Origin of the sequence: Methylomarinovum caldicuralii (assembly GCF_033126985.1) — a bacterium.
GTDB classification, from domain to species: domain Bacteria; phylum Pseudomonadota; class Gammaproteobacteria; order Methylococcales; family Methylothermaceae; genus Methylohalobius; species Methylohalobius caldicuralii.
This window is the reverse complement of record NZ_AP024714.1, coordinates 999,898-1,019,054: the sequence shown is the minus strand read 5'-3', so window position 1 is coordinate 1,019,054 and position 19,157 is coordinate 999,898. Positions and strand designations below refer to the sequence as shown.

At 67.5% G+C, this 19,157-nt stretch carries 13 protein-coding genes; 2 read left to right on the top strand and 11 right to left on the bottom strand.

Annotated features, from left to right (window positions below):
• Window positions 1-6: 6 nt before the first annotated feature.
• The gene (locus tag MCIT9_RS05335; RefSeq protein WP_317706375.1) at window positions 7-573 is read right to left on the bottom strand and encodes an SCO family protein; all 567 of its coding nucleotides are present in this window, start codon (window positions 571-573) and stop codon (window positions 7-9) included.
• 219 nt (window positions 574-792) lie between these two features.
• On the opposite strand from MCIT9_RS05335, the gene MCIT9_RS05330 reads away from it, so the two are divergent.
• Entirely contained in the window at window positions 793-1,620 is an 828-nt protein-coding gene (locus MCIT9_RS05330; protein WP_317706374.1) for a magnesium transporter, read from the top strand.
• Between the two features lies 1 nt (window position 1,621).
• On the opposite strand, the gene recD is transcribed toward MCIT9_RS05330, so the two are convergent.
• The 3 genes from recD to recC are packed head-to-tail and all read right to left on the bottom strand — an operon-like array spanning window position 1,622 to window position 9,748.
• Window positions 1,622-3,208 carry an exodeoxyribonuclease V subunit alpha gene (gene recD, locus MCIT9_RS05325; protein WP_317706373.1) on the bottom strand — a complete coding sequence of 529 codons (1,587 nt, stop codon included), beginning with the start codon at window positions 3,206-3,208 and terminating at the stop codon, window positions 1,622-1,624.
• Window positions 3,205-6,615, bottom strand: a complete 3,411-nt coding sequence (locus MCIT9_RS05320) for a UvrD-helicase domain-containing protein (protein WP_317706372.1) — start codon at window positions 6,613-6,615, stop codon at window positions 3,205-3,207. The genes recD and MCIT9_RS05320 overlap by 4 nt, the downstream gene beginning before the upstream one ends.
• On the bottom strand, window positions 6,602-9,748 hold the full coding sequence (gene recC, locus MCIT9_RS05315) for an exodeoxyribonuclease V subunit gamma (RefSeq protein WP_317706371.1): 3,147 nt from the start codon (window positions 9,746-9,748) through the stop codon (window positions 6,602-6,604). The genes MCIT9_RS05320 and recC overlap by 14 nt, the downstream gene beginning before the upstream one ends.
• A gap of 137 nt (window positions 9,749-9,885) precedes the next feature.
• Here recC and MCIT9_RS05310 point away from each other — a divergent pair, with 137 nt between their 5' ends.
• Window positions 9,886-11,619 carry a patatin-like phospholipase family protein gene (locus tag MCIT9_RS05310; RefSeq protein WP_317706370.1) on the top strand — a complete coding sequence of 578 codons (1,734 nt, stop codon included), beginning with the start codon at window positions 9,886-9,888 and terminating at the stop codon, window positions 11,617-11,619.
• On the opposite strand, the gene MCIT9_RS05305 is transcribed toward MCIT9_RS05310, so the two are convergent.
• The 7 genes from MCIT9_RS05305 to MCIT9_RS05275 form a co-directional block, all read right to left on the bottom strand.
• Window positions 11,612-12,748, bottom strand: coding sequence for a Card1-like endonuclease domain-containing protein (locus MCIT9_RS05305; RefSeq protein ID WP_317706369.1), 1,137 nt, complete (start codon window positions 12,746-12,748; stop codon window positions 11,612-11,614). The genes MCIT9_RS05310 and MCIT9_RS05305 overlap by 8 nt on opposite strands.
• Entirely contained in the window at window positions 12,745-13,203 is a 459-nt protein-coding gene (locus MCIT9_RS05300; protein WP_317706368.1) for a hypothetical protein, read from the bottom strand. The genes MCIT9_RS05305 and MCIT9_RS05300 overlap by 4 nt, the downstream gene beginning before the upstream one ends.
• Window positions 13,200-13,514 carry a nucleotidyltransferase domain-containing protein gene (locus MCIT9_RS05295; protein WP_317706367.1) on the bottom strand — a complete coding sequence of 105 codons (315 nt, stop codon included), beginning with the start codon at window positions 13,512-13,514 and terminating at the stop codon, window positions 13,200-13,202. Before MCIT9_RS05295 ends, MCIT9_RS05300 begins: the two co-directional genes overlap by 4 nt.
• Entirely contained in the window at window positions 13,511-15,973 is a 2,463-nt protein-coding gene (gene leuS, locus MCIT9_RS05290; protein WP_317706366.1) for a leucine--tRNA ligase, read from the bottom strand. Before leuS ends, MCIT9_RS05295 begins: the two co-directional genes overlap by 4 nt.
• Before the next feature lie 85 nt (window positions 15,974-16,058).
• Window positions 16,059-16,922, bottom strand: coding sequence for a TonB-dependent receptor (locus MCIT9_RS05285; protein ID WP_317706365.1), 864 nt, complete (start codon window positions 16,920-16,922; stop codon window positions 16,059-16,061).
• Between the two features lie 12 nt (window positions 16,923-16,934).
• The gene (locus MCIT9_RS05280) at window positions 16,935-17,936 is read right to left on the bottom strand and encodes a TonB-dependent receptor plug domain-containing protein (protein WP_317706364.1); all 1,002 of its coding nucleotides are present in this window, start codon (window positions 17,934-17,936) and stop codon (window positions 16,935-16,937) included.
• A gap of 73 nt (window positions 17,937-18,009) precedes the next feature.
• A complete protein-coding gene (locus MCIT9_RS05275; RefSeq protein WP_317706363.1) occupies window positions 18,010-19,131 on the bottom strand; it encodes an ISAs1 family transposase in 1,122 nt (373 codons plus the stop codon).
• Between the last annotated feature and the right edge of the window lie 26 nt (window positions 19,132-19,157).

The window sequence follows — 19,157 nt, the reverse complement described above, 5'->3', positions numbered from 1 at the left end:
TCCTTGCTATTCAGCCAGCAGGCGTTCGAGATCGGCCTGCAGATCTTCCAGCGGCGTCTTACTGCGGGCCAGCAGCCGGGCGCGTCCCTGGCGGTCGAAGATCAGGATGATATCGCTGTGGATCACGTCGTAGTCCCGCCCTTCCCTTTCCTTGCGGTAACCGAGGAAATAGCGCTTGGTTAAAGCATCGAGTTGATCCCTGTCACCGGTAAGGCCGACGAACCAGGGGCCGAAGCGGCGCACGTATGCCGCCAATACCTCGGGGGTGTCGCGTTCGGGATCGAGACTGACGAACAGGACCTGCACCGCCTTCGGGTCAGCCTCGAGGCTTTCCAGCACTGTCGCCAGCCGCGCCAGGGTCGCCGGGCACAGCGCCGGGCAGTGGGTGAACCCAGTGAACAGCAGCGTCACCTTGCCGCGGAAATCGGCCCCGCGGCGCACATGGCCCCGGGTATCGACGAGGGTGAAATCGAGATCGGGCAGCCTGCCGCTGACGTCGGTGGTGCGCCAGGGCTGGGGCTGGCAGGCGGTCAGCAGGCAGACGGCGGCGATGACGAGTAGTTTCAACGGCATGGCATCCATCCGCGTTATTTTTTCAGATTACCGCAGGGAAAACCACTCTGACGGGACGGGCGGCGGAATTCCCCATAATTCCCTTTATAAACCGTGGTAATTAGGTTTAGACTGGAAACCTAGCCCCAAAGAGGAGGAGGTACGCTGTCGGCTCACCCACAGGACACCGCCGCCCAGGTCCGGGAGCGGCTCGGCGAGACGGCGCCGGCCTTTCTGCCAGTGGTGGACGACGTCGGCCGCTTTCTGGGCCTGGTCCCGGCAGGGCGGCTGGTCGCCGCTGCGGAGGAACAGCCGCTGCAGGAACTGATGGTGCCGGCGCCGACGGTAAGCCCGGATACACCCCTTTCCGAAGCCGTCGCCCAGGCCGGAAAGACCGGCGCCGCCGTGCTGGCCGTGGTCGATGAAGAGGGGCGGCTTGCCGGTCTGCTGCCGGCCGAAATCCTGCTGGGCCGGATGCACGACCGCTATGGCGAGGCCCTGAAGCGCTTCACCGGCATCCGGGAGAATTCCGAACAGGCGGTCTCGGCCATCGAGGGCCAGCCGTTCCGGCGCCTGCCCCATCGCCTGCCTTGGCTGTTGGTAGGCACCTTCGGCAGCATGATCGCCACGGCGGTGATGGCCGGCTTCGAAGACGTCCTGCGCCGCGACGTGGAAGTGGCCTTCTTCATTCCCGGCCTGGTGTATCTGGCCGACGCCATCGGCACCCAGTCGGAAGCCATCGCGGTGCGGGGTCTGAGCTTCAGCCGCGCTTCCCTTGGGAAACTATGGTGGGGGGAGTTGCAGACCGGCATGCTCCTGGGCCTGACGCTGGCGCTGCTGGTATTCCCGTTCATCTGGCTCGCCTTCAGCGCCTCCCTGGCGCTGGCGCTGGCTCTGTCTCTGATCTTCGCCAGTAGCGTGGCCACCACTATCGGCCTGCTGTTCCCCTGGCTGCTGGCCCGCCTGGGCAAGGATCCCGCCTACGGCAGCGGCCCCATCGCCACCATCATCCAGGACCTGCTCAGCCTAGTGATCTATTTTCTGGTGGTTTACGGGTTGCTGTTCTGATTCAAAGGCGCTGCCCCCGGGCGAGCAACTTGTCCCGCAACCCCCCGCTGCGCCGGGTGGTCCGGGCGATGGCGTGGCGCAGCACCTCCGGGGGCGACCAGCACCGGACCGCCACCTTGGCGCGGGTGAAGGCGGTGTAGACCAGTTCGCGGCTGAGCACTTCGGAGGGCTGGGTCGGCAGCACCAGCAGGACGCAGTCGAATTCGGAGCCCTGGGATTTGTGCACCGTCATGGCGAACACGGTCTGGTGCGCCGGCAGCCGCGCCGGACTCAGCCGCCGGTCGTCCTCGAACCAGACTTGCCCGTCCCCTAGGCAGATGCCGATGTCGCCGTTGAAAAGGTCCAGATCGGGCGCGTTCTCCAGAATCATCAGCGCGCGGCCGGGATAATAGGCCCCGCCCCGGATCCACCCCCGCCTGCGCCAGCGCCGTTCCAGTTCGTCGTTGAGGTGCTCCGCTCCCAGGGGGCCGCGGCGGTGAGCGCAAAGAATCTGGAAGCGGCGGAAGGCGGCGTGGATTTCCGCCGCCGGTCGCCCCGCGGCGACCGCCTCCCAGTAGCCCCTGTAACCGTCCTCGACCGCCCGCCACAGCCCGTCGTCGCCCTTGAGAGGCAGCCAGTCGTCCCCGAGCAACGCACTCACGCGCTCGAAATCCCCTGCGTTCACCGCCCCCGCAAGTTCCGCCAGGCGCTGCTGGAAACGGTGGGCATGGCGCAGGCGCCAGGTGTGATCCGGCGCCCCGTCGCACAGATCGGCCAGGACGCTGCCGGCTTCCACCGAGGCGAGCTGGTCGCGGTCGCCGAGCAGCACCAGGGCACCCGCCGGCGGCAGGGCCTGGACCAGTTTGCTCATCAGCGCCAGATCCACCATTGAGGCCTCGTCCACCACCACCAGATCGTAAGGCAGCGGATGGTCGGCATGATAGCGGATGCGGGCGGTGTCGGGGCGGGCGCCGAGGAGGCGGTGCAGGGTCTTGACCTCGGCGGGAAGGGCCGCCTTCACCGCTTCCGGCACCGGCAGGGCCTGGCTGCGGCCGCGGAGGGTTTCGGCCAGCCTTTGCGCCGCCTTGCCGGTGGGCGCCGCCAGGGCCACCTGGAGCGCCGGCTGCTGCCACAGGCGCAGGGCGATGAGCTGCAGCACCGTGGTGGTCTTGCCGGTGCCGGGGCCGCCGGTGATGATGGCGAAACGCTGGCGCGCCGCCCCGGCCACCGCCGCGGCCTGGGAGTCGTCCAAGGCAGCCGCTTCGCTGAGCCGCTCGAGTCTGTCCCGGTCCAGCGGCAGGGGCGCGGCGCTCAGCAGCCGCCTTATCCCCGCCGCCAATGCCTGTTCGTAACCCCACAGGCGCTGGAAGTAGAGCCGCCCGTCTTCCAGCACCAAAGGCGCCCTGCCCGCCGGCCGGTACAACTCCGGAAAGCGGCGGAGGATGGGATGGTGGCGCCGGCACAGGGTCAGGCAGACGTGGCCGGCAGCCTGGGCCTGGAGCAGGTCGCTGAGCAGCCGGACCAGCTCGCCGTCGCTGTCTGCCAATCCCAGGCGGCGGTGGAAGAAATCGGCCAGGGTCGGGGCGTGGGGATGAAGTTCCTCGCTCATGGCGTCAGCATCGCCTCCAGGGTGTCGATCCAATCCGGCGCGGGGACAAATCCGTACACTCCCCTTCCCGGCGTGCCGTCCATGCCGCGCAGGAACAGGTAGCGCACCCCGCCGAAGTGGCGGCGGTAGTCGTAGTCCCGCAGCCGGGTCTTGAGATAACGGTGCAGCGCCAGGGCGTAGAGCAGCGCCTGGAGACCGTAGTCGTGGCTGCGCATCGCCTCCGCCAGCGTCGCCTCGTCGTAGGCCGCCAGCTCGTTGGACTTGTAGTCGATCACGTAGAAACGGCCGTCGCATTCCGCCACCAGATCGATGAAACCGCGCAGAAAACCGCTGACGGGGGCGAAACGCAGGGGGTGGTACCAAGGCTGACCTTTCAGCAGGCGGTTGATGGGGCCGGCCTCCAGACGCCGGAGGGGGAGGAAGAATTCCAGCTCGTGCAGCCGGCGTTCGGGCGGCACATCGGCCAGGCTGAACGGCGGCAGTGGGGTGGTGACCGCTCCCTGCAGCAGCGGCAGCACCTCATCCGGTTCCAGCATCTCCCCCACCCCGCTCCAGCGCTGCGCCGCCGTCCACAGGGCCGGATCGATCCTGCCGGCCGCCAGCTCCCGGAAGGGCACCTTTTCCAGCAGCCAGTGCAGCAGGTTGCCGAAGGCCACCCCCCGGGGCAGCTGCTGGCGGGGTTCGGCCAGCCCCTCCTCGAGCAGGCGTTCAAGCCAGTCGGTGACGGCCCCGTGATCCCGCCCCCGCACCAGGGCGGAGTAGCTGGTCAGGCGCAGGGCTTCGGCGCTCAGGTCGCGCGCCGGTGGTTCAGGCGCCACCAGCCGGGGCCGGTCCGCCTGGGGACGCCAGCGCGGCGCGGCATCGAGCCGCCAGGGACGGCGCCGGTACTGGAAACAGCGGGGAAATTCGCGGGCCAGGCGGCGGGCCTCAAGGAAGGGATCCGGTTCCCCGCGGTAGGTGAGCAGGTGGCGCAGGGCGGACCAGGGACCGTTTTCCCGCTCCAGCAGGTAGACCCAGCAGCCCGCCTTGGCCCGGGTCAGGGCCACGTAGGCGATGCGCAGGGCTTCCTGGCGCTCGGCGGTGAGGCGCTCCTGATGGGCGGCGGCGAAGGCGTCCCCGTCGATCTGGAACACCACCCGGCTGCCGCTGGCGTCGCCGACCACGGTGGGGTCGTGTTTGCTGTCGCTTTCCGGCGCCCACAGGTCGAAACACAGCACCACCGGATACTCCAACCCCTTGGCGCTGTGCATGGTGACCAGCTCCACCGCGTCGTCGTCGCTCTCCAGGCGCAGCTGCTCGGCCTCGCCGGCGGGACGGTCGAGACGGCGGCGGTACCACCCCAGCAGCGCCTGGGGCCCCAGCTGGCGCCGTGAGGCCTCTTCCTGCAGCATCTCCAGCAGGTGGCGCAGATCCGCCAGAGTACGCAGGCCGTCGCGCCGGCGGGCGATGGCCTCCCATACTCCGAAGCGCCGGAACAAGGCCTCTAAGGCGGCCAGCAGGCTGTCCTCGCGCCAGCGCGCCGCCGCCTCGGCGAAGGCCTCCAGATAGGCCGAGGCGGCGCCCTCATCCCGTTCCAGCTCGGTCAGCCCGCCTGCGTCCAGCCCGAACCAGCCGTCCGCCAGCACCCGCTTGACCCGGCGCCACGCCACCCCCTCCCACAGCGTCTCCAGGAGACGGTAGAGCTGTTCGGCGGTATCGGTGACGAACACCGAGCGGCGGTCGATCAACACCGCCGGCACCCGGCTGTCGCGCAGGGCGTCACGGACGATGCGGGCCTCCTCGTTGTCGCGCACCAGCACCGCGATGTCGCCGGGACGCAGCCGGCGGGCGCGGCCTTTCTCCACCAGGCGGGCCTGCTGCAGCAGCTCGACCACGTCGGCGGCGACGTGGCGAGCCAGCTGTGCCACCGTATCGTCCTTGTTGGTGTAGCGGTACGGGCCGCCGCCGTCGGCCTCGAACGCCTGCCAGACCAACGGCGCCCCGCCCTCCCGGTTCAGGGCCAGATCCGCGGCGCTGCGTCCGGCTTTCACTTCAGGGTAATGCAGCAGCGGATGATAGAAGGGGCGTCGTTCCGGATCGGCGCCATCGCAGTCGGCGAACACCTCGTTGACCGCCGCCACCAGATCGGGATGGGAGCGGTAGTTGGTGTCCAGATACCAGCGTTCGGTGGCGCCGGCGGCGGCCTGGAAATAGGTGTCGAGATCGGCGCCGCGAAAGCGGTAGATGGACTGCTTGGGATCGCCGATCAGGAACAGCCAGTGCCGGCCGGCGCCGAACAGGCTGGAGAAGATGCGCCACTGATGGCGGTCGGTGTCCTGGAACTCGTCGATGAGGAACACCTGGAAACGCCGGCTCAGGGCCTCGATGGGCGCCGCCGCCACCACATCCGCCAGCCGCCTGACCACCCAGTCGTGGGTCAGAAGCCCCTGTTCACGCAGCCGCTTCTCGTATTGTTCCTGCCAATGGCGCCAGGCCCGCTGCAGCCAGGCGACGCCCAGCAGCGTCTGCCGGCGGCCGAGCTCGGCCAGCGCTAGGAGCACCGGTTCGTGGGCGGCGTAATCCGGCAGGGACGTCAGCCGCGGCGGTTTGACCTTGCGCTTGCTGAGATGGGCTTCGAGAAATTCCGCCAAATCGGCCCGCAGCTTCGCCCCGCCCAGCTGCTGCGGGCGCTTTGCCTCGTCCCGCAGCCCGGCCCACCACAGCCGGACAGGCTTGTTGAAACAGCCTTTTGCGCACAGATCGTCCATCCAGCCGCGGAACGCCTGCCAGGCTCCGGGGGTGACAGCGACGGGCGCGTCCTCCGGCCACGGCACTTCCGGCACGAAGGTCACGGGCGGCTGCCAGCGGGCGATGCATTCCAGCAGTCGGTCCGGCGAGGCGGTGCGCTGAAGCACGGCCCGCCACTGGGCGGGGGTCAGCTGCCGCAGGCACTGGCGCCAATAGTCATCGACGATGGCCTGGTTGAAGGGACGGTCGTCCTCCAGCAGGGCCTGGCCCAGGAGCTCACCGGCCTCCAGGGCCTGCTGGCGCAGGGCGTGCTGGCAGAAGCTGTGGATGGTCTGGATCGGCATCAGATCGAGGCGAAGCAGCTCCGCCTCCACCCGGCGGCAGGCCTGATCGGGGTCCTCCAGGCCGGCCAGCCACTGCCGCAGGGCGTCGTCTTTGGGATCGGCGCCCTGCAGGGCGTCGCGCACCTGGCACAGGCGCTGCTGGATGCGCTGACGCAGTTCCGCCGTCGCCGCCTTGGTGAAGGTGACCACGCCGATCTCCTCGACGCTGATCCCCTCGGCCACCACGAAGCGCGCCACCAGCTGAGCGATGGAATAGGTCTTACCGGTGCCGGCGGAAGCCTCGATCAGATGGACCCCGCGCGCGAAATCCGCGCCGTAGAGATCAAGGGATTGCATCTGCCACCCCGCCCAGCAGTTCCGGATAGAGCCGGCAGGCTTGCGCCGCCACCGCCCCGGCCCCCGTGCGGCCGAACAGGAGCACGAAGGCGGGGGGCGGCTCGGCTTTGGCGGTGATCTGCCACCAGCGCTCCGATGGCGCTTCGTCGCCCCTGGCGGCGCGGCGCAGCCAGTGGCAACCCCACTGCGGCACCCAAGGCGAGGGCCGGTTCCAGTGATCGCGGAAGTGGCGCACCCACACGCTCAGGCGCGCTTCCCAGTCGGGAACCGGATCGAAACGACAGACCTTGATCTTCTCCGCCTTGCGCTTGTTGTCGTCCTCCAGCGCCACCAGCCAGGTGGGCCACGGTCCCAGCGACTGGGCCAGCAGATGGCGCAGCCAGGCGTCGAACAGGTATTTGCCCTTCAGCTTGCCCGCCTCCACGATCAGCAGTCCGCCTTCGTGCAGGTGATCGACCCGGCCTTCGAGCGTCACCCCGGCCAGTTCCCACTGGCGCCAACCGGCATCGCACACAGCCCCCAGCTCCCGGCGCAGATCCTCCGCCTTGCGATGGAGCTGCTCGGCCACGGCCTGCTCGCGGGCGAAACACTGGCGGCCGGCCTCCCCCTGGGGCCATTCCCCGGCCAGCTGGGCCTGACGCAACAGCGGCGCAATCGCCTCGCCCGCCGCCAATGCCGCCAGGATGCGGCAGCGCATGCGCCAGCTTTCCAGGCCATCCACCTCGAAAGGCTCGCGCGGATCGGGCAGCCGGTCGCGGCTCAGCGCCGCCAGTTGCAGACGCTGGCGGCAGAACCAGTCCTGGGGGTCGCGGTGGAAATCGAGCAGGTCGGCCACTTCGATCCGGACCGGCGCCGGCTCGTCCAGCGCGAAATCGGCCGGCCACAGGGCTGCGGCCTCCCCCGCCGTCAACAGGGCGCGGGCGACGGGATAGCGGGCCGGATCGGGGACGGAAAAAGCGCTTTCGGGGCGGAAGTAATCCGGGTGGAAAGGATGGGAAGGATGGTCGAAAATCCAGTCCTGTTCCTCGATACCGTAACGGCTGAGAACGTCGCCCAGCTCCACCACCACCTGGGCGGGCGGACGGACCTCGTTCTTCTCCGGCGTCAGCCCCTGACAGGTCAGGACCAGGCGCTCGCGGGTGGAGAGCAGCACTTCCAGGAACTGATAGCGCTGTTCCAGGCGCACGTCCCGGTCCCCCAGGCGGGGGTGGGCGGCGATGAGGTCGAAGGCAGGCTGGACCTCGCGGCGCGGGAAAGTGCCGTCGTCCAGTCCCAGGATGACGGTGAGACGGAACGGCACCACCCGCATCGGCAGCAGGGTGCAGCAGGTGACGCCGCCGCTGAGAAAATCGTCGCTGACCGATTCCTCCACCCGGGAGCGCAGCCAGTCCAGCATCACCGTCAGATCCACGGCCTGGGGATAGTCCTCGGCCGGCGGCAGGGTGTCGAGCAGGTCCGCCAGCGCCTGGCGGGCGGCGCAGGTTTCCGGGGTGTCGGCCAACAGCTCGTGGCTGAACGCGAACAGCTGCTCCCCCCATTCAGCCAGCGTCCGCGGCGTCTGCCAGCGCCGCCACCAGCGCTGTAGGGTCTGGACGAAATCGGCCAGCCGCAACAGCGCCTCGCCGGCCTGCCCTTCCACTTCCGGGAACGGCACCACGTCGTGCCATTCGGCATCCAGATCCGCCATCCACCCCAGCAGCATCCGGTCCACCCCCAGGCGCCAGCTGTTGTACTCTTCCGCGGGCAGCCCCAGAGCCTGGCGCTGCGCGCCGTCCAGGCCCCAGCGGATGGCGCAACCGCGCACCCAGTTTTCCAGCACCGGCAGCTGGGCGGCGCTGAGGCCGAAGCGCTCCCGCACCGGCGGCCGGCCCAGCAGTTCCAGCACCGCCTCCCATTCGAAACGGCCGGCCAGCAGCCCCAGGGCCTCGGCCAGCACTTCCAGCAGGGGGTTGCGCTGTCCCAGGCTGCGGTCGGCGATGTGATGGGGCAGATCGGCGAAGACAGCCTCCAGATACGCCTGATAGACGCCGATGTCAGGCGCCATCACCGCGATCTCCTCCAAGCGCAGCGAGGGGTCGCCGGCCAGGGCGGCGAGGATGCGGTCGCGCGCCACCTCCACCTCCCGCAAGGGGGTGTGGCAGCGGTGCAGTTCCATCCCCACGGGCAATTTCCCGGGCGGGGCCGACAGCTGCCCGTCGGCCAGGTCGTTCTGGAGGTGCTGCAACAGGGTCGCCGGGGAGCTGTGGCGGAAGAAACAGCTGGACTCCAGCGCCGGCTCCAGGCAGTCGAGGGTCAGGCGTTGGAACTGGGCCCCGCGGCGGCCCAGCGCCACCAGCAGCGGATGGTGGCCGGGGAGCGCCTCCCCTTCGATCCGCTCCAGGGCCTGGCGGCGCTTGCCAGGCAGATCGGCCCAGTAACCCTCGGTGGGGGTGAGCAGATACAGGTGCACGTCGCTGTGGTCGGCAAGCGCCGCCAGCACCTCTATCATCAAGGGCGGCAGAAAACTGATGCCGAAAAGATGGACGGAAGGCGGAAAGGCGACGGCCGCAGGCGGCCGCTTCAGGGCGTCGAGCAGGGCTTGCCACAGCTCCCCGCGGTGGCCGCCCAGGCGGGCGTAGAGCAGGCGCCACAGGTTCGCCTGCCAGCGCTCCATGGCGGGATCCATGCCCTTCTCGCCGCTCGCCTCCCCCCGAGCCCAGGCCGCCAGCCAGTCACGGCGCTGGATCTGGTACTGGTCGAACAGCTGGGCCAGCTGACGGGCGAGCTGGAAACGGCGCAGGCGCGGGCCGGGACCGGCCAGGTAGCGTTCGAGCAGCGGGTCGCGCTGGAATTCATCCCGCGCCAGCAGGGCGTCGATGAGCCAGCCCAGACGGCTGCGCTCGAAGGCGGCGTCGTTGAGGCGCAGCCCCAGGCGCTGGGCCAGCTCGGCGAAAAAGCGCTGGGGGAAGTCGAAACAGATCCGGGCGGCGGCCCCCCACTGACAGGCCAGCTGCATCTGCAGCCAGCGCTCCATGCCCCGGCCCTGGATCAGAAAGTGAATCGGGTCGAACGGCCCGTATTCGTAGTGCTCCAGGACCACGACCAGCTGGCGGAACAGGTCCTCGGTGCGGTTGGCGGTGTGAAGGGCGAACACCCGGTTTTCGTGGCGCTGCAGGGAAGACAGCTGTAAAGGTTAGCCCAAATCGCCCCCGGCGCCAACCGGTTATTTGCTTTCGAAAGCAAACCATGGGCACAATCCACAAACCGAAACGATCAAGAGGAGAACGGTAGATGAGCACCGACAAACTGGGACTGGCGCTTTCCGGCGGCGGTCTGCGGGCTTCCTTCTTTCATCTGGGGGTCTTGGCGCAACTGGCCGAATGCGGCCTGCTGCCCCGCATCGAAACCATCAGCGCGGTCTCCGGCGGCGCCATCATCGCCGCGCTGTACTACATCCATCTCAAACGCCTCCTGGAGAGCAGGAAGGATACCGAGATCACCGATGCCGATTATGTCGATCTGGTCCACACGCTCAGCGAACAGTTTCGCGCGGCCGCCCAGAAGAATATCCGCCTGCTGGCCCTGGCGGACCTCCGGGCCAACTGGCGCCTGTACCGGCGCGACTACTCCCTCAGCGACCGCATCGCCGAGGTGTACGACCAGCTGCTGTACCGTCCGGCCCTGGGCAGGGAGACGCCGGTGACGATGCGGGAACTGCGCATCTTCCCACCCGGAGAGCCCGGTTTCCATCCCTATCGCAACAACGACAGCCGCCGCCACAAAGTGCCGGTGTTGATCCTCAACGCCACCAGCCTCAACACCGGCCGGGACTGGCAGTTCACCGCCCGGACCATGGGGGAGCCGGTCTCCTATCAACACGGGCGGACCTGTTTCGACGAGATCGACAGCGTTCCGGTCCGGCTGCGCCGCCCCTTCGATTATTTCCAGGCCGCCGATCCGCGGCTGCGGGACTTTCCGCTGGCGAAGGCGGTCGCTGCCTCGGCCGCCGTGCCGGGGGTCTTTCCGCCCGTCGTCATCGAGGGGCTTTACCGCGACGGCGAGGATCCCATCTGCGTCTCTCTGGTCGATGGCGGCGTCCACGACAATCAGGGAATCGACGCGCTGCTGGCGGAAGCCTGCACCCGCTTCATCGTCAGTGACGCTTCCGGACAGCTGGATTTCGAGCCCTGCCCGGAAACCGGACGGCTCGGTGTGCTGGCCCGCAGCGGCAGCGTGCTGCAGGACCAGGTGCGTTACGAAAGCCTGCACCGGCTGATCGAAGTCCACGGGCGCGACCGGGTCGCGTTCCTGCATCTGCGCAAGGGGTTGGGAAAACGGGAGATTGCCTGGATCAACTGGAACGGCGAGCCGTATCCCGAGCGGGTGTCCCCGCCGACGACCGAGGCGTTCGGCGTCGCCCCCGGAGTCCAGGCCTGTCTGGCGGAAATCCGCACCGATCTTGACGCCTTCCACGACACCGAGGCCTGCGCACTGATGTGCGACGGTTACCAAATCGCCAACGCGGAAATCCCGCACCGGTTTGGGCAAAACGGGTCCCAACCGGGCGCCTGGCCCTTTCTGCAGATTCAACCCGGGCTGCGCGCCCCCTCCCCCCGTCTCCTGAAACTGCTGCGGATCGGACGCCACAACGTCGGCAAGATTCTGCTGCTGGACAAGCGCATGCTCGTTCCCGCCCTCGGCGCACCGGCACTGACGCTGGCGTGGGCGTGGATCCCCCTGCGCGACTGGATCGCCGCGGCCAGCATTCCGGTCAGCGCCATCGCGGGGATTGCAGTCATCGTGATCCTCGACTGGCTCGGCTGGCGGCTGGGTTGCGCCAGAGCGCCGGAGATCGCCGCCTTCGTCCGACGAATCAAGCGGATTGCCCGCACCCCCCTGAACGGCTACCAGAACGTCCGCCGCTTTCTCCTGCGGGCCGCGCTGCCGCTGGCGGGCGCGGTCCTGGTCAAGGCCTACCTGCGCTGGCTCAATCCGCTTTATCTCCGCTGCGGGCGTCTTAGATGATCCACTCGCGGAAAATGTGGGGCAGATCCTGGATCTGACGCCCCTCGCAGACGCGGATGCCCAGATCGGCGGCCCGGCGCCGGTCCGGTTCCGCCAGCGGCAGGTAGGACACCAGGATGCCCCGGCCGTGGAGACCGCCGAGGACTTCCTTGAGGGTATCGAGCTTGTAGATGGCCTCGGCGCCGGGACCGTTCTCGTCGGCCTCCTCGGGATGGAAATGGCGGGTCTTGCACTCGATCAGGTAGAGGTGGTTGTTGGCCAGAAACACCACGTCGAGCTCGTTCTCCACCTCGCCGTGGCCGGTGTCGCGGGCGATCAGCAGGTTGCGGGCCAGGTCCTGGATCAGCGGCAGCCGCCGGCGCAGCTGCTGCACCTGGCTGAAGACGTGTTCTTCGAGCCAGCCGCCGTTGACGAAGAAGCGGGCGTTTTCATCGGGAAACACCAGGCGGCCGTGGCGAATCCGCAGCGCGTCGACGGCCTGGAAGCGGTTCAGCAGTTCCAGGAACTCGGGGCGGTGCAGGTATTCGGAACGGATCGGCTCGGATTCGAGCGTCTCCCGCGCACTGGCGGCATACCAGTTGAGCACCCGCAGGGCGCCGGCAAAGTCTTCGACCCTGAGCACCAGGTAGGCGGTCAGTTCCCGGTAGGCCGGCGGAATGCGGATGTCGGCACTGGCCTTGATCTCGGCCCCGCAGGCCAGGAGAAAATGGCGCAGCTTGATGCGGTCGGCCAGCTGATGGCGGGGACGGTCGTGGGGGTGGAGCCAGAACAGCTCGTCGGTGAAGGGATGGACGTAGAAGACCGGCCGCTCGTAAGCGCGGAAGGCTTCGAAGGCGGCGATGCTCATGGGACGGGTGCCGCAGGTGGCGTTGAGGATCAGGTCGTCATGGGCCTCCAGCAATTCCATGAAACGCCCCAGCAGATGCTCCGCATCCCAGGCATCGGCCACCGGCCACCGCTCCACTGGAACACCGCAGGCCTCGCGCAGCACCTTTTTGAGCCAGCGTGCCTGCCGTTCCATTTCCGGCGCCACCACCAGCGTGACCGCAGCGGGGCGGGTGTCCGGATCCAGCACCGGGGTGATGTTGGGGACCGCCTGATCGGACACCAGGCAGACGTGGCGGCTCATGCGGCCTGCTGCAGTTTCACCAGAAGTGCCTGCAGCGTCGGCAAAAACTGCACCAATTTATTCACCGCCTCGGCAACTTCGCCATGGCTGCCGGGATACTCGTGCGTGATTTCGTTACGCAAGGCACGCAGGCGCATCCACAGCGCTTCGTCCACAGGATAACCCAGCTTTTCCGCCAGGTTGATCAAATCGATCATCGTCATCCGTTCCACGGCTTCCCCCTTGAGGGCGAAAAAGGCGCGCACCAGTTTGCCCAAGGTGTCCTGCAACTTGAGGTAGCGGTAAGCAATCTGGTCGAGAATCCACAAGCCCTCGTCGGTTTCGACCAGGGTCGCCACCGTCTCCGCCGTCAGCGGCAGATGGGGAGCCAAACGTTCTATGTTGCGCTGCAGCAGCTGCAAATGGCGTTGGCATTCCTGGGCATAGAGCTGAAAGCGGGCATGGTCATCTTTCACAGTGGCACCGCCTCACGAATCACTTGGCGCTCGAAATCGGTCTGCGGCCGGTCGGCGACGATCACCAGGTCGATCTTGCGCTCGCCCAGTTCCCGGTACAGGCGCGCCAAAAGCTCGAGCTTGAGACGAAAGCGGGCGGCCTCGTCCAGGGGACGGTCCAGCTGCACCAGCAGGTCGATGTCACCGCCCCGGGCCTCAGGATCGGTGCGGCTGCCGAACAGGAACACCCGGGCCCGCTCACCGGCCACCTCCCGCACCACGCGGCGGATGGCCTCGATCTGTTCCGGCAGCAACCGCACCCCGACGCTCATCCCACTACCACATTCACCAGCCGCCCCGGCACCACGATGATTTTACGCACCGTCCTGCCTTCGATGAAGCGCTGCACGTTGGGTTCGGCCAGCGCCGCCTTTTCGACGGCTTCCCTGTCGGCGTCGGCGGGCATCTGGATCCTGCCCCGCAGCTTGCCGTTTACCTGGACCACCAACTCGATGGTGTCCTGCACCAGGGCGCTTTCGTCCACTTTGGGCCAGGGAGCGTCGATGACCATGTCCTCGTGCCCCAGGGCCTGCCACAGTTCGTGGCAGATGTGGGGGACGATGGGGGCGAGCATCAGGACGATGGCCTCCAGTCCCTCGCGCTTGACGGCCCGCCCCTGGGGGCTGTCGTCCTCGAATTTGGCCAGGGCGTTGAGCAGCTCCATGTTGGCGGCGATGGCGGTGTTGAAGGTGTAGCGCCGGTTCATGGCGTCGCTCACCTTGGCAATGGTCTGGTGGATCTGGCGCCGCAGTTCCTTCTGGGCCGGGGTCAGGGCCGCCTTGTCGAGCGCCGCCACATCCCCCGCCCCGTTGACGAAGGCCGCCACCTGGCGCCACAGGCGCTTGAGGAAGCGGAACGCCCCTTCCACGCCGCTGTCGGACCACTCCAGCGACTGTTCCGGCGGAGCGGCGAAGAGGATGAACAGGCGCACGGTATCGGCGCCGTATTTCCCGATCAGTTCCTCGGGATCGACCACGTTGCCCTTGGACTTGGACATCTTGGCCCCGTCCTTGAGCACCATCCCCTGGGTGAGCAGGTTCCTGAAGGGCTCGTCGCAGCTCACCAGGCCGTGGTCGCGCATCAGCTTGTGGTAGAAACGGGCGTAGAGCAGATGGAGGATGGCGTGTTCGATGCCGCCCACGTACTGGTCCACCGGCAGCCAGTAGTCGGCCTTTTCCTTGTCCACCATGCCGGCGGCGTAGTCGGGGCAGGTGAAGCGGGTGAAATACCAGGACGATTCCATGAAGGTGTCGAAGGTGTCGGTTTCCCGCTTGGCCCTGCGCCCGTCCGGCAGGGTGACCTCGTAAAAGTTCGGGTCGGTCTTGAGGGGCGAGTGGACCCCGTCTAGGGTTACATCCAGCGGCAGCGCCACCGGCAGCTGGTCTTCAGGCACCGGAATCGGGGTGCCGTCCTCCAGATACAGGATGGGAATCGGCGCCCCCCAGTAGCGCTGGCGCGACACCCCCCAGTCCCGCAGGCGGTACTGGACCTTCCGGTGCCCGTATCCGTGACTCTCCAGCCAGCGGGCGACGGCCTCGAAGGCTTCCTCCGAGGTCAGGCCGGTGAAGGGACCGGAGTCGATCAGCACGCCCTTTGCGGTGAAAGCGCCTTGTTCCAGATCGCATTCGACATCGCTGCCGGGTTTGGGGGCGATCACCTGCTTGATCGGCAGACCGTATTTTTTGGCGAACTCCCAGTCGCGCTGGTCGTGGGCCGGCACCGCCATGACCGCCCCGGAGCCGTATTCCATCAGCACGAAGTTGGCGACCCACACCGGCACCTTGTCGCCGCGGATGGGATGAACGGCGTAAAGCCCCGTGGGACAGCCCTTCTTCTCCATGGTGGCCAGATCGGCCTCGGCCACGGCGCTCTTCTTGCATGCCTCGATGAAGGCCTTGAGCTCGGGATGGGTCTCGGCCGCCTTCAGGGCCAGCGGATGCTCCGGGGACAGGGCCAGGTAGGTCACCCCCATGACGGTATCCGGACGGGTGGTGAAGATGGTGATGGACTCATCACCGCCCTCCAGGGGGAACTGCATCTCCACCCCGACGGACTTGCCGATCCAGTTGCGCTGCATGGTTTTGACCCGCTCGGGCCAGCCTTCCAGCTGGTCCAGATCCTGGAGCAGCTCTTCGGCGTAAGCGGTGATCTTGAGGAACCACTGGGGGATCTCGCGCCGTTCCACCGGTGCCCCGGAGCGCCAGCCGCGGCCGTCGATGACCTGCTCGTTGGCGAGCACGGTCTGGTCCACCGGGTCCCAGTTGACCGTGGCCATCTTGCGGTAGGCCAGGCCCTTGTCGAACAGCCGGGTGAAGAACCACTGTTCCCATTTGTAATAGCCGGGATCGCAGGTGGCGATCTCGCGTTTCCAGTCGTAGGCGAACCCGAGACGCTTGAGCTGCCCCTTCATGTATTCGATGTTCTCGTAGGTCCACTTGGCCGGATGGATGCCGTGCTTGGCGGCGGCGTTCTCCGCCGGCAGGCCGAAGGCGTCCCAGCCCATGGGCTGGAGCACGTTCTTGCCCAGCATGCGCTGATAGCGGGCGATGGCGTCGCCGATGGAGTAGTTGCGCACGTGGCCCATGTGCAGCCGCCCGGAGGGATACGGGAACATCGACAGGCAGTAGAACTTCTCCTTGCTTGGGTCCTCGGTGACCTCGAAGGCGCGGGTTTCTTCCCAGAGCCGTTGAACCTTTTCCTCGATGGCGTGGGGGCGGTAGTTCTCGTCCATTGGTGGCTTCAATCCTGCTGGCAAAGGTTGGTCGGGTCCAATTGGTGGATTCTATCCAACCTCGTCAGACCGGTCTAATCCACCGCTAAAATTCCAGGCGGAATCCCGCCTCCGCCCCGCGGCCCGCTTCCGGGGCGATGGTGCGCAGGGGGGAGGTGGCGCTGCGGATGGTCTGGTCCAGCAGGTTGGTGCCCCGGGCGAACAGGGTCAGACCGCGGCCCTCCCCCAGCGCCAGACGGTACTCGCCGCCCACGTCCAGTCTCAGATAAGCGGGAGTGGGCACTTCGAGACGGCCCGGGTGGTCCTGGGCCTCGGCCCGGGTCAGGCGCAGGGCGAGGCTGCCGTCAGCGCGGTAGAGGCCCAGTTCCATACCGTAGCGCAGCGGCGGCATCCGGGGCACGTCCCCACCTTGGGACAGCCGTCCCCGGACCCGGTCGCCGAACAGGGTCAGATCCAGATCGCCCTGGTCAAGGGCCAGCAGGTTGAGCCGGACGCTGGCCTCGAGCCCCCGGAACACCGCATCCTCCTGGGCGGCGGCGAAGACCGGCAACCCCGACTCCGGATCGGAACCGCCGGTGGCGCGGAAGAAAACGTAATCCCGTACCCAGTGGTGGAACAGGGTGAGGTCCGCCTCGAGCCGGGCGCTGCGGAAACGGTAACCCAGTTCCAGTTGGTGGGAACGCTCCGGCTTCAGACCGGGCGCACCGATCTCGAAACGCTGGGTGGCGGCATGGACGCCGAAGGCATAGCGCTCCTCGGGCGAGGGGGCGCGGGCGGTGGCGGTGTAGGCCAGGGAGAGGCTTTGGTTGTCATCAGGCCGCCAAACCGCCTCCAGGGCGCCACTGGGGAGGAAATCCCGCCGGGGGGCACGGCCCTGGGCCTGGAGCCGCTGCCATTCCAGCCGCAGCGCGCCGCCGGCGGCAAACGGCCCCTTCTCCCAGCGCTCCACCACAAAGCCGGCTTAGCTGGCGGTCTTGGTGCGGGGCACGATGGCCTCCTCCCCGATGGCGGCCACCTTGCCGTGGCGGCTGTGGAACCCCACCTGACCGGCCATCCCGGCCACCGGCAGATGGCGCAGCACCACCCGGCCTTCGTAGCTGCGCCGGGTCCAGCGGCTGCCGCGCTGGCCGGATTCGATTTCCACGTGGCGGTAGTCGTTGTGGGCAAAGGCCAGATCCAGGGCCTCCACCCCGGCGGCAGGGCCATACCAGGCGGCGCGCAGCTGATGCCGGGTGCGGGTCAGGTCGATGTCGAGGGGGACGGCCTCGAAGCTGGGCACTCCGTAGTGGTTCTCCAGGCGGCTGACCGAGCCTCCCAGAAAACCGCTCTCCCCGATCCAGGACAGGCCGGCGCCGCCGCTGCGGCGGTCGCTGCCGGTATGGTCCAGCACGCCGCGTCCGGTGCGCAGGTCACCGCTGTGGCGCCGGGAACCGTCCAGATGCACTCCCAAGGAGCCGGCGCCGGCATCGAGGCGCACCGCCCCACCGTGGGCATCGTCGGGGGAGGTGTAACCGTAGCGGGCGCCACCGCTCAGGGGCTTTTCCGGCAGGGTTTGCGGAATCCTGCCGTCGTCCACGTTGACGGCGCCTCCCAGCAGCCCGCTGCCGTAGGCCAGGGCGGCGGGACCGCGCAGCAGCCCGACGCGGCCCGCCAAGAGGGGATCGATGGCGACGGCGTGGTCGGGGCTGAGGGCGGACAGATCCCCGGCGCCCAGGCCGTCCTGCAGCAGCCGCACCCGGTTGCCTCCCTGGCCGCGGATGACCGGCCGTCCCACGTTGGGCCCGAAGGACTGATTGGCGATGCCCGGCGTCCCCTCCAAAGCGGTCCCCAGGTTGGCACCGCTGCCGTATAGCGGCAGCGCTTCCTCAGCGTGGACGACCATCTCTTCCAGGCGGATGGTCTCATCGGCCTGGACGGCGGCCGAAACCAAGGCGGCGATCAAAACGATGACGTTGGGCAACATGCGCTCCTCAGGCTCCGTGAACAAGCAGGCGCGCCTATTGTCTCAAAGCGATGCCAGGGCAATCGCATGAACGCTACGTCCATCCAAGCAACTGAGCCCGATAGTGGTCACTGGAGGCGGCCAGGAGCCGTCTTGCCTTGATACCCCCGCGGCGTTTGGTGTGGTCGAGGCGAAAGAGATTGAGCACCATCTGTTTGAGCAGCGCCAGGTTATGAGCCGCATGTCGGGTTCGAAGGCGCATCTGATCATCGTTGAATACGACATCCATACACCAGTGAAGCGGGTTCTCCACCGCCCAATGCTGGCGCACCGCCGAGGCCAGCCGTTCGGCATCGGCCGGCAGGCTGGTGATGTAGAAACGCCGTTCCCGGGTGGTTTTGCCGGCGACGGTGCGTTCGGACTCGACCACGGCAAAGCAGGCCAGATCCGGCCAGCGCTGGGGCCGGTCCAGGCCGTCGAGCTGGTCGAACACATAGCAGCGTCGCACTTCCAGGCGACCATGCGCCCTGTCGACCGTCTCGCATTGCTGATGCGGGGTTTTGTCCGGCGCGTCCTGAAAGGCCTGGAAGAAATCCCGGATCGATTCGGACAGACCTTTCTGGTTGTCCTTGACCGCCAGTACATAGTCGGCCCCCCGGTCACGGATGGCCTTGGCAATCTTGGGATCGGTCCCCATGGCATCGAGGGTCACCACGCATCCTTTCAAGGCCAGGGTCTCCAGCAGGGCGGGAATGGCCGTCTTCTCGTTGGATTTGTCGGCCACCGCCTCTTGACCGACCACCAACCGGTACTGAGCCGCAAAGGCACTGACCAGATGCAGGGGATCCTGCCCCTTGGACCGGCTGCGCCGACTGGTCTTGCCGTCGATGGCGATCACCTGACCTTCCAATGCCGGAACCACGCTCACCGCCCAGCGCTGGAAGGCCGATCCGAACGCTTCCGGATCGATCATCGCCAAAATCCTCCCTAGGGTGTCGTGGGACGGAATCCCATGCGGCAAAGGCACATATCGACGCAGCCAATCCAGCTTCTCTTTGCCCCAAAGTTCAATCTCCACCAACGTATCGGCACCGCAGATCACCGCACACACCACAACCACCAGCACTTCCACCAGATCGTAGGTCACCTTCGATGATTGTCGCGGGTCCGGAATCGATACGAACACCTCGCTCAGCGCCAGGGGCTTTTCCAACATCTGTGCCTCCCACAAAAAGCATGCTC

Excerpts from the sequence above, each read along its gene's own strand:
- MCIT9_RS05305 (WP_317706369.1), bottom strand. The coding sequence starts at position 12,748 with ATGAGCCGCCACGTCTGCCTGGTGTCCGATCAGGCGGTCCCCAACATC.
- MCIT9_RS05275 (WP_317706363.1), bottom strand. The coding sequence starts at position 19,131 with ATGTTGGAAAAGCCCCTGGCGCTGAGCGAGGTGTTCGTATCGATTCCG.
- MCIT9_RS05310 (WP_317706370.1), top strand. The coding sequence starts at position 9,886 with ATGAGCACCGACAAACTGGGACTGGCGCTTTCCGGCGGCGGTCTGCGG.
- MCIT9_RS05295 (WP_317706367.1), bottom strand. The coding sequence starts at position 13,514 with ATGAGCGTCGGGGTGCGGTTGCTGCCGGAACAGATCGAGGCCATCCGC.
- leuS (WP_317706366.1), bottom strand. The coding sequence starts at position 15,973 with ATGGACGAGAACTACCGCCCCCACGCCATCGAGGAAAAGGTTCAACGG.
- MCIT9_RS05320 (WP_317706372.1), bottom strand. The coding sequence starts at position 6,615 with ATGCAATCCCTTGATCTCTACGGCGCGGATTTCGCGCGCGGGGTCCAT.
- MCIT9_RS05335 (WP_317706375.1), bottom strand. The coding sequence starts at position 573 with ATGCCGTTGAAACTACTCGTCATCGCCGCCGTCTGCCTGCTGACCGCC.
- MCIT9_RS05280 (WP_317706364.1), bottom strand. The coding sequence starts at position 17,936 with ATGTTGCCCAACGTCATCGTTTTGATCGCCGCCTTGGTTTCGGCCGCC.
- recD (WP_317706373.1), bottom strand. The coding sequence starts at position 3,208 with ATGAGCGAGGAACTTCATCCCCACGCCCCGACCCTGGCCGATTTCTTC.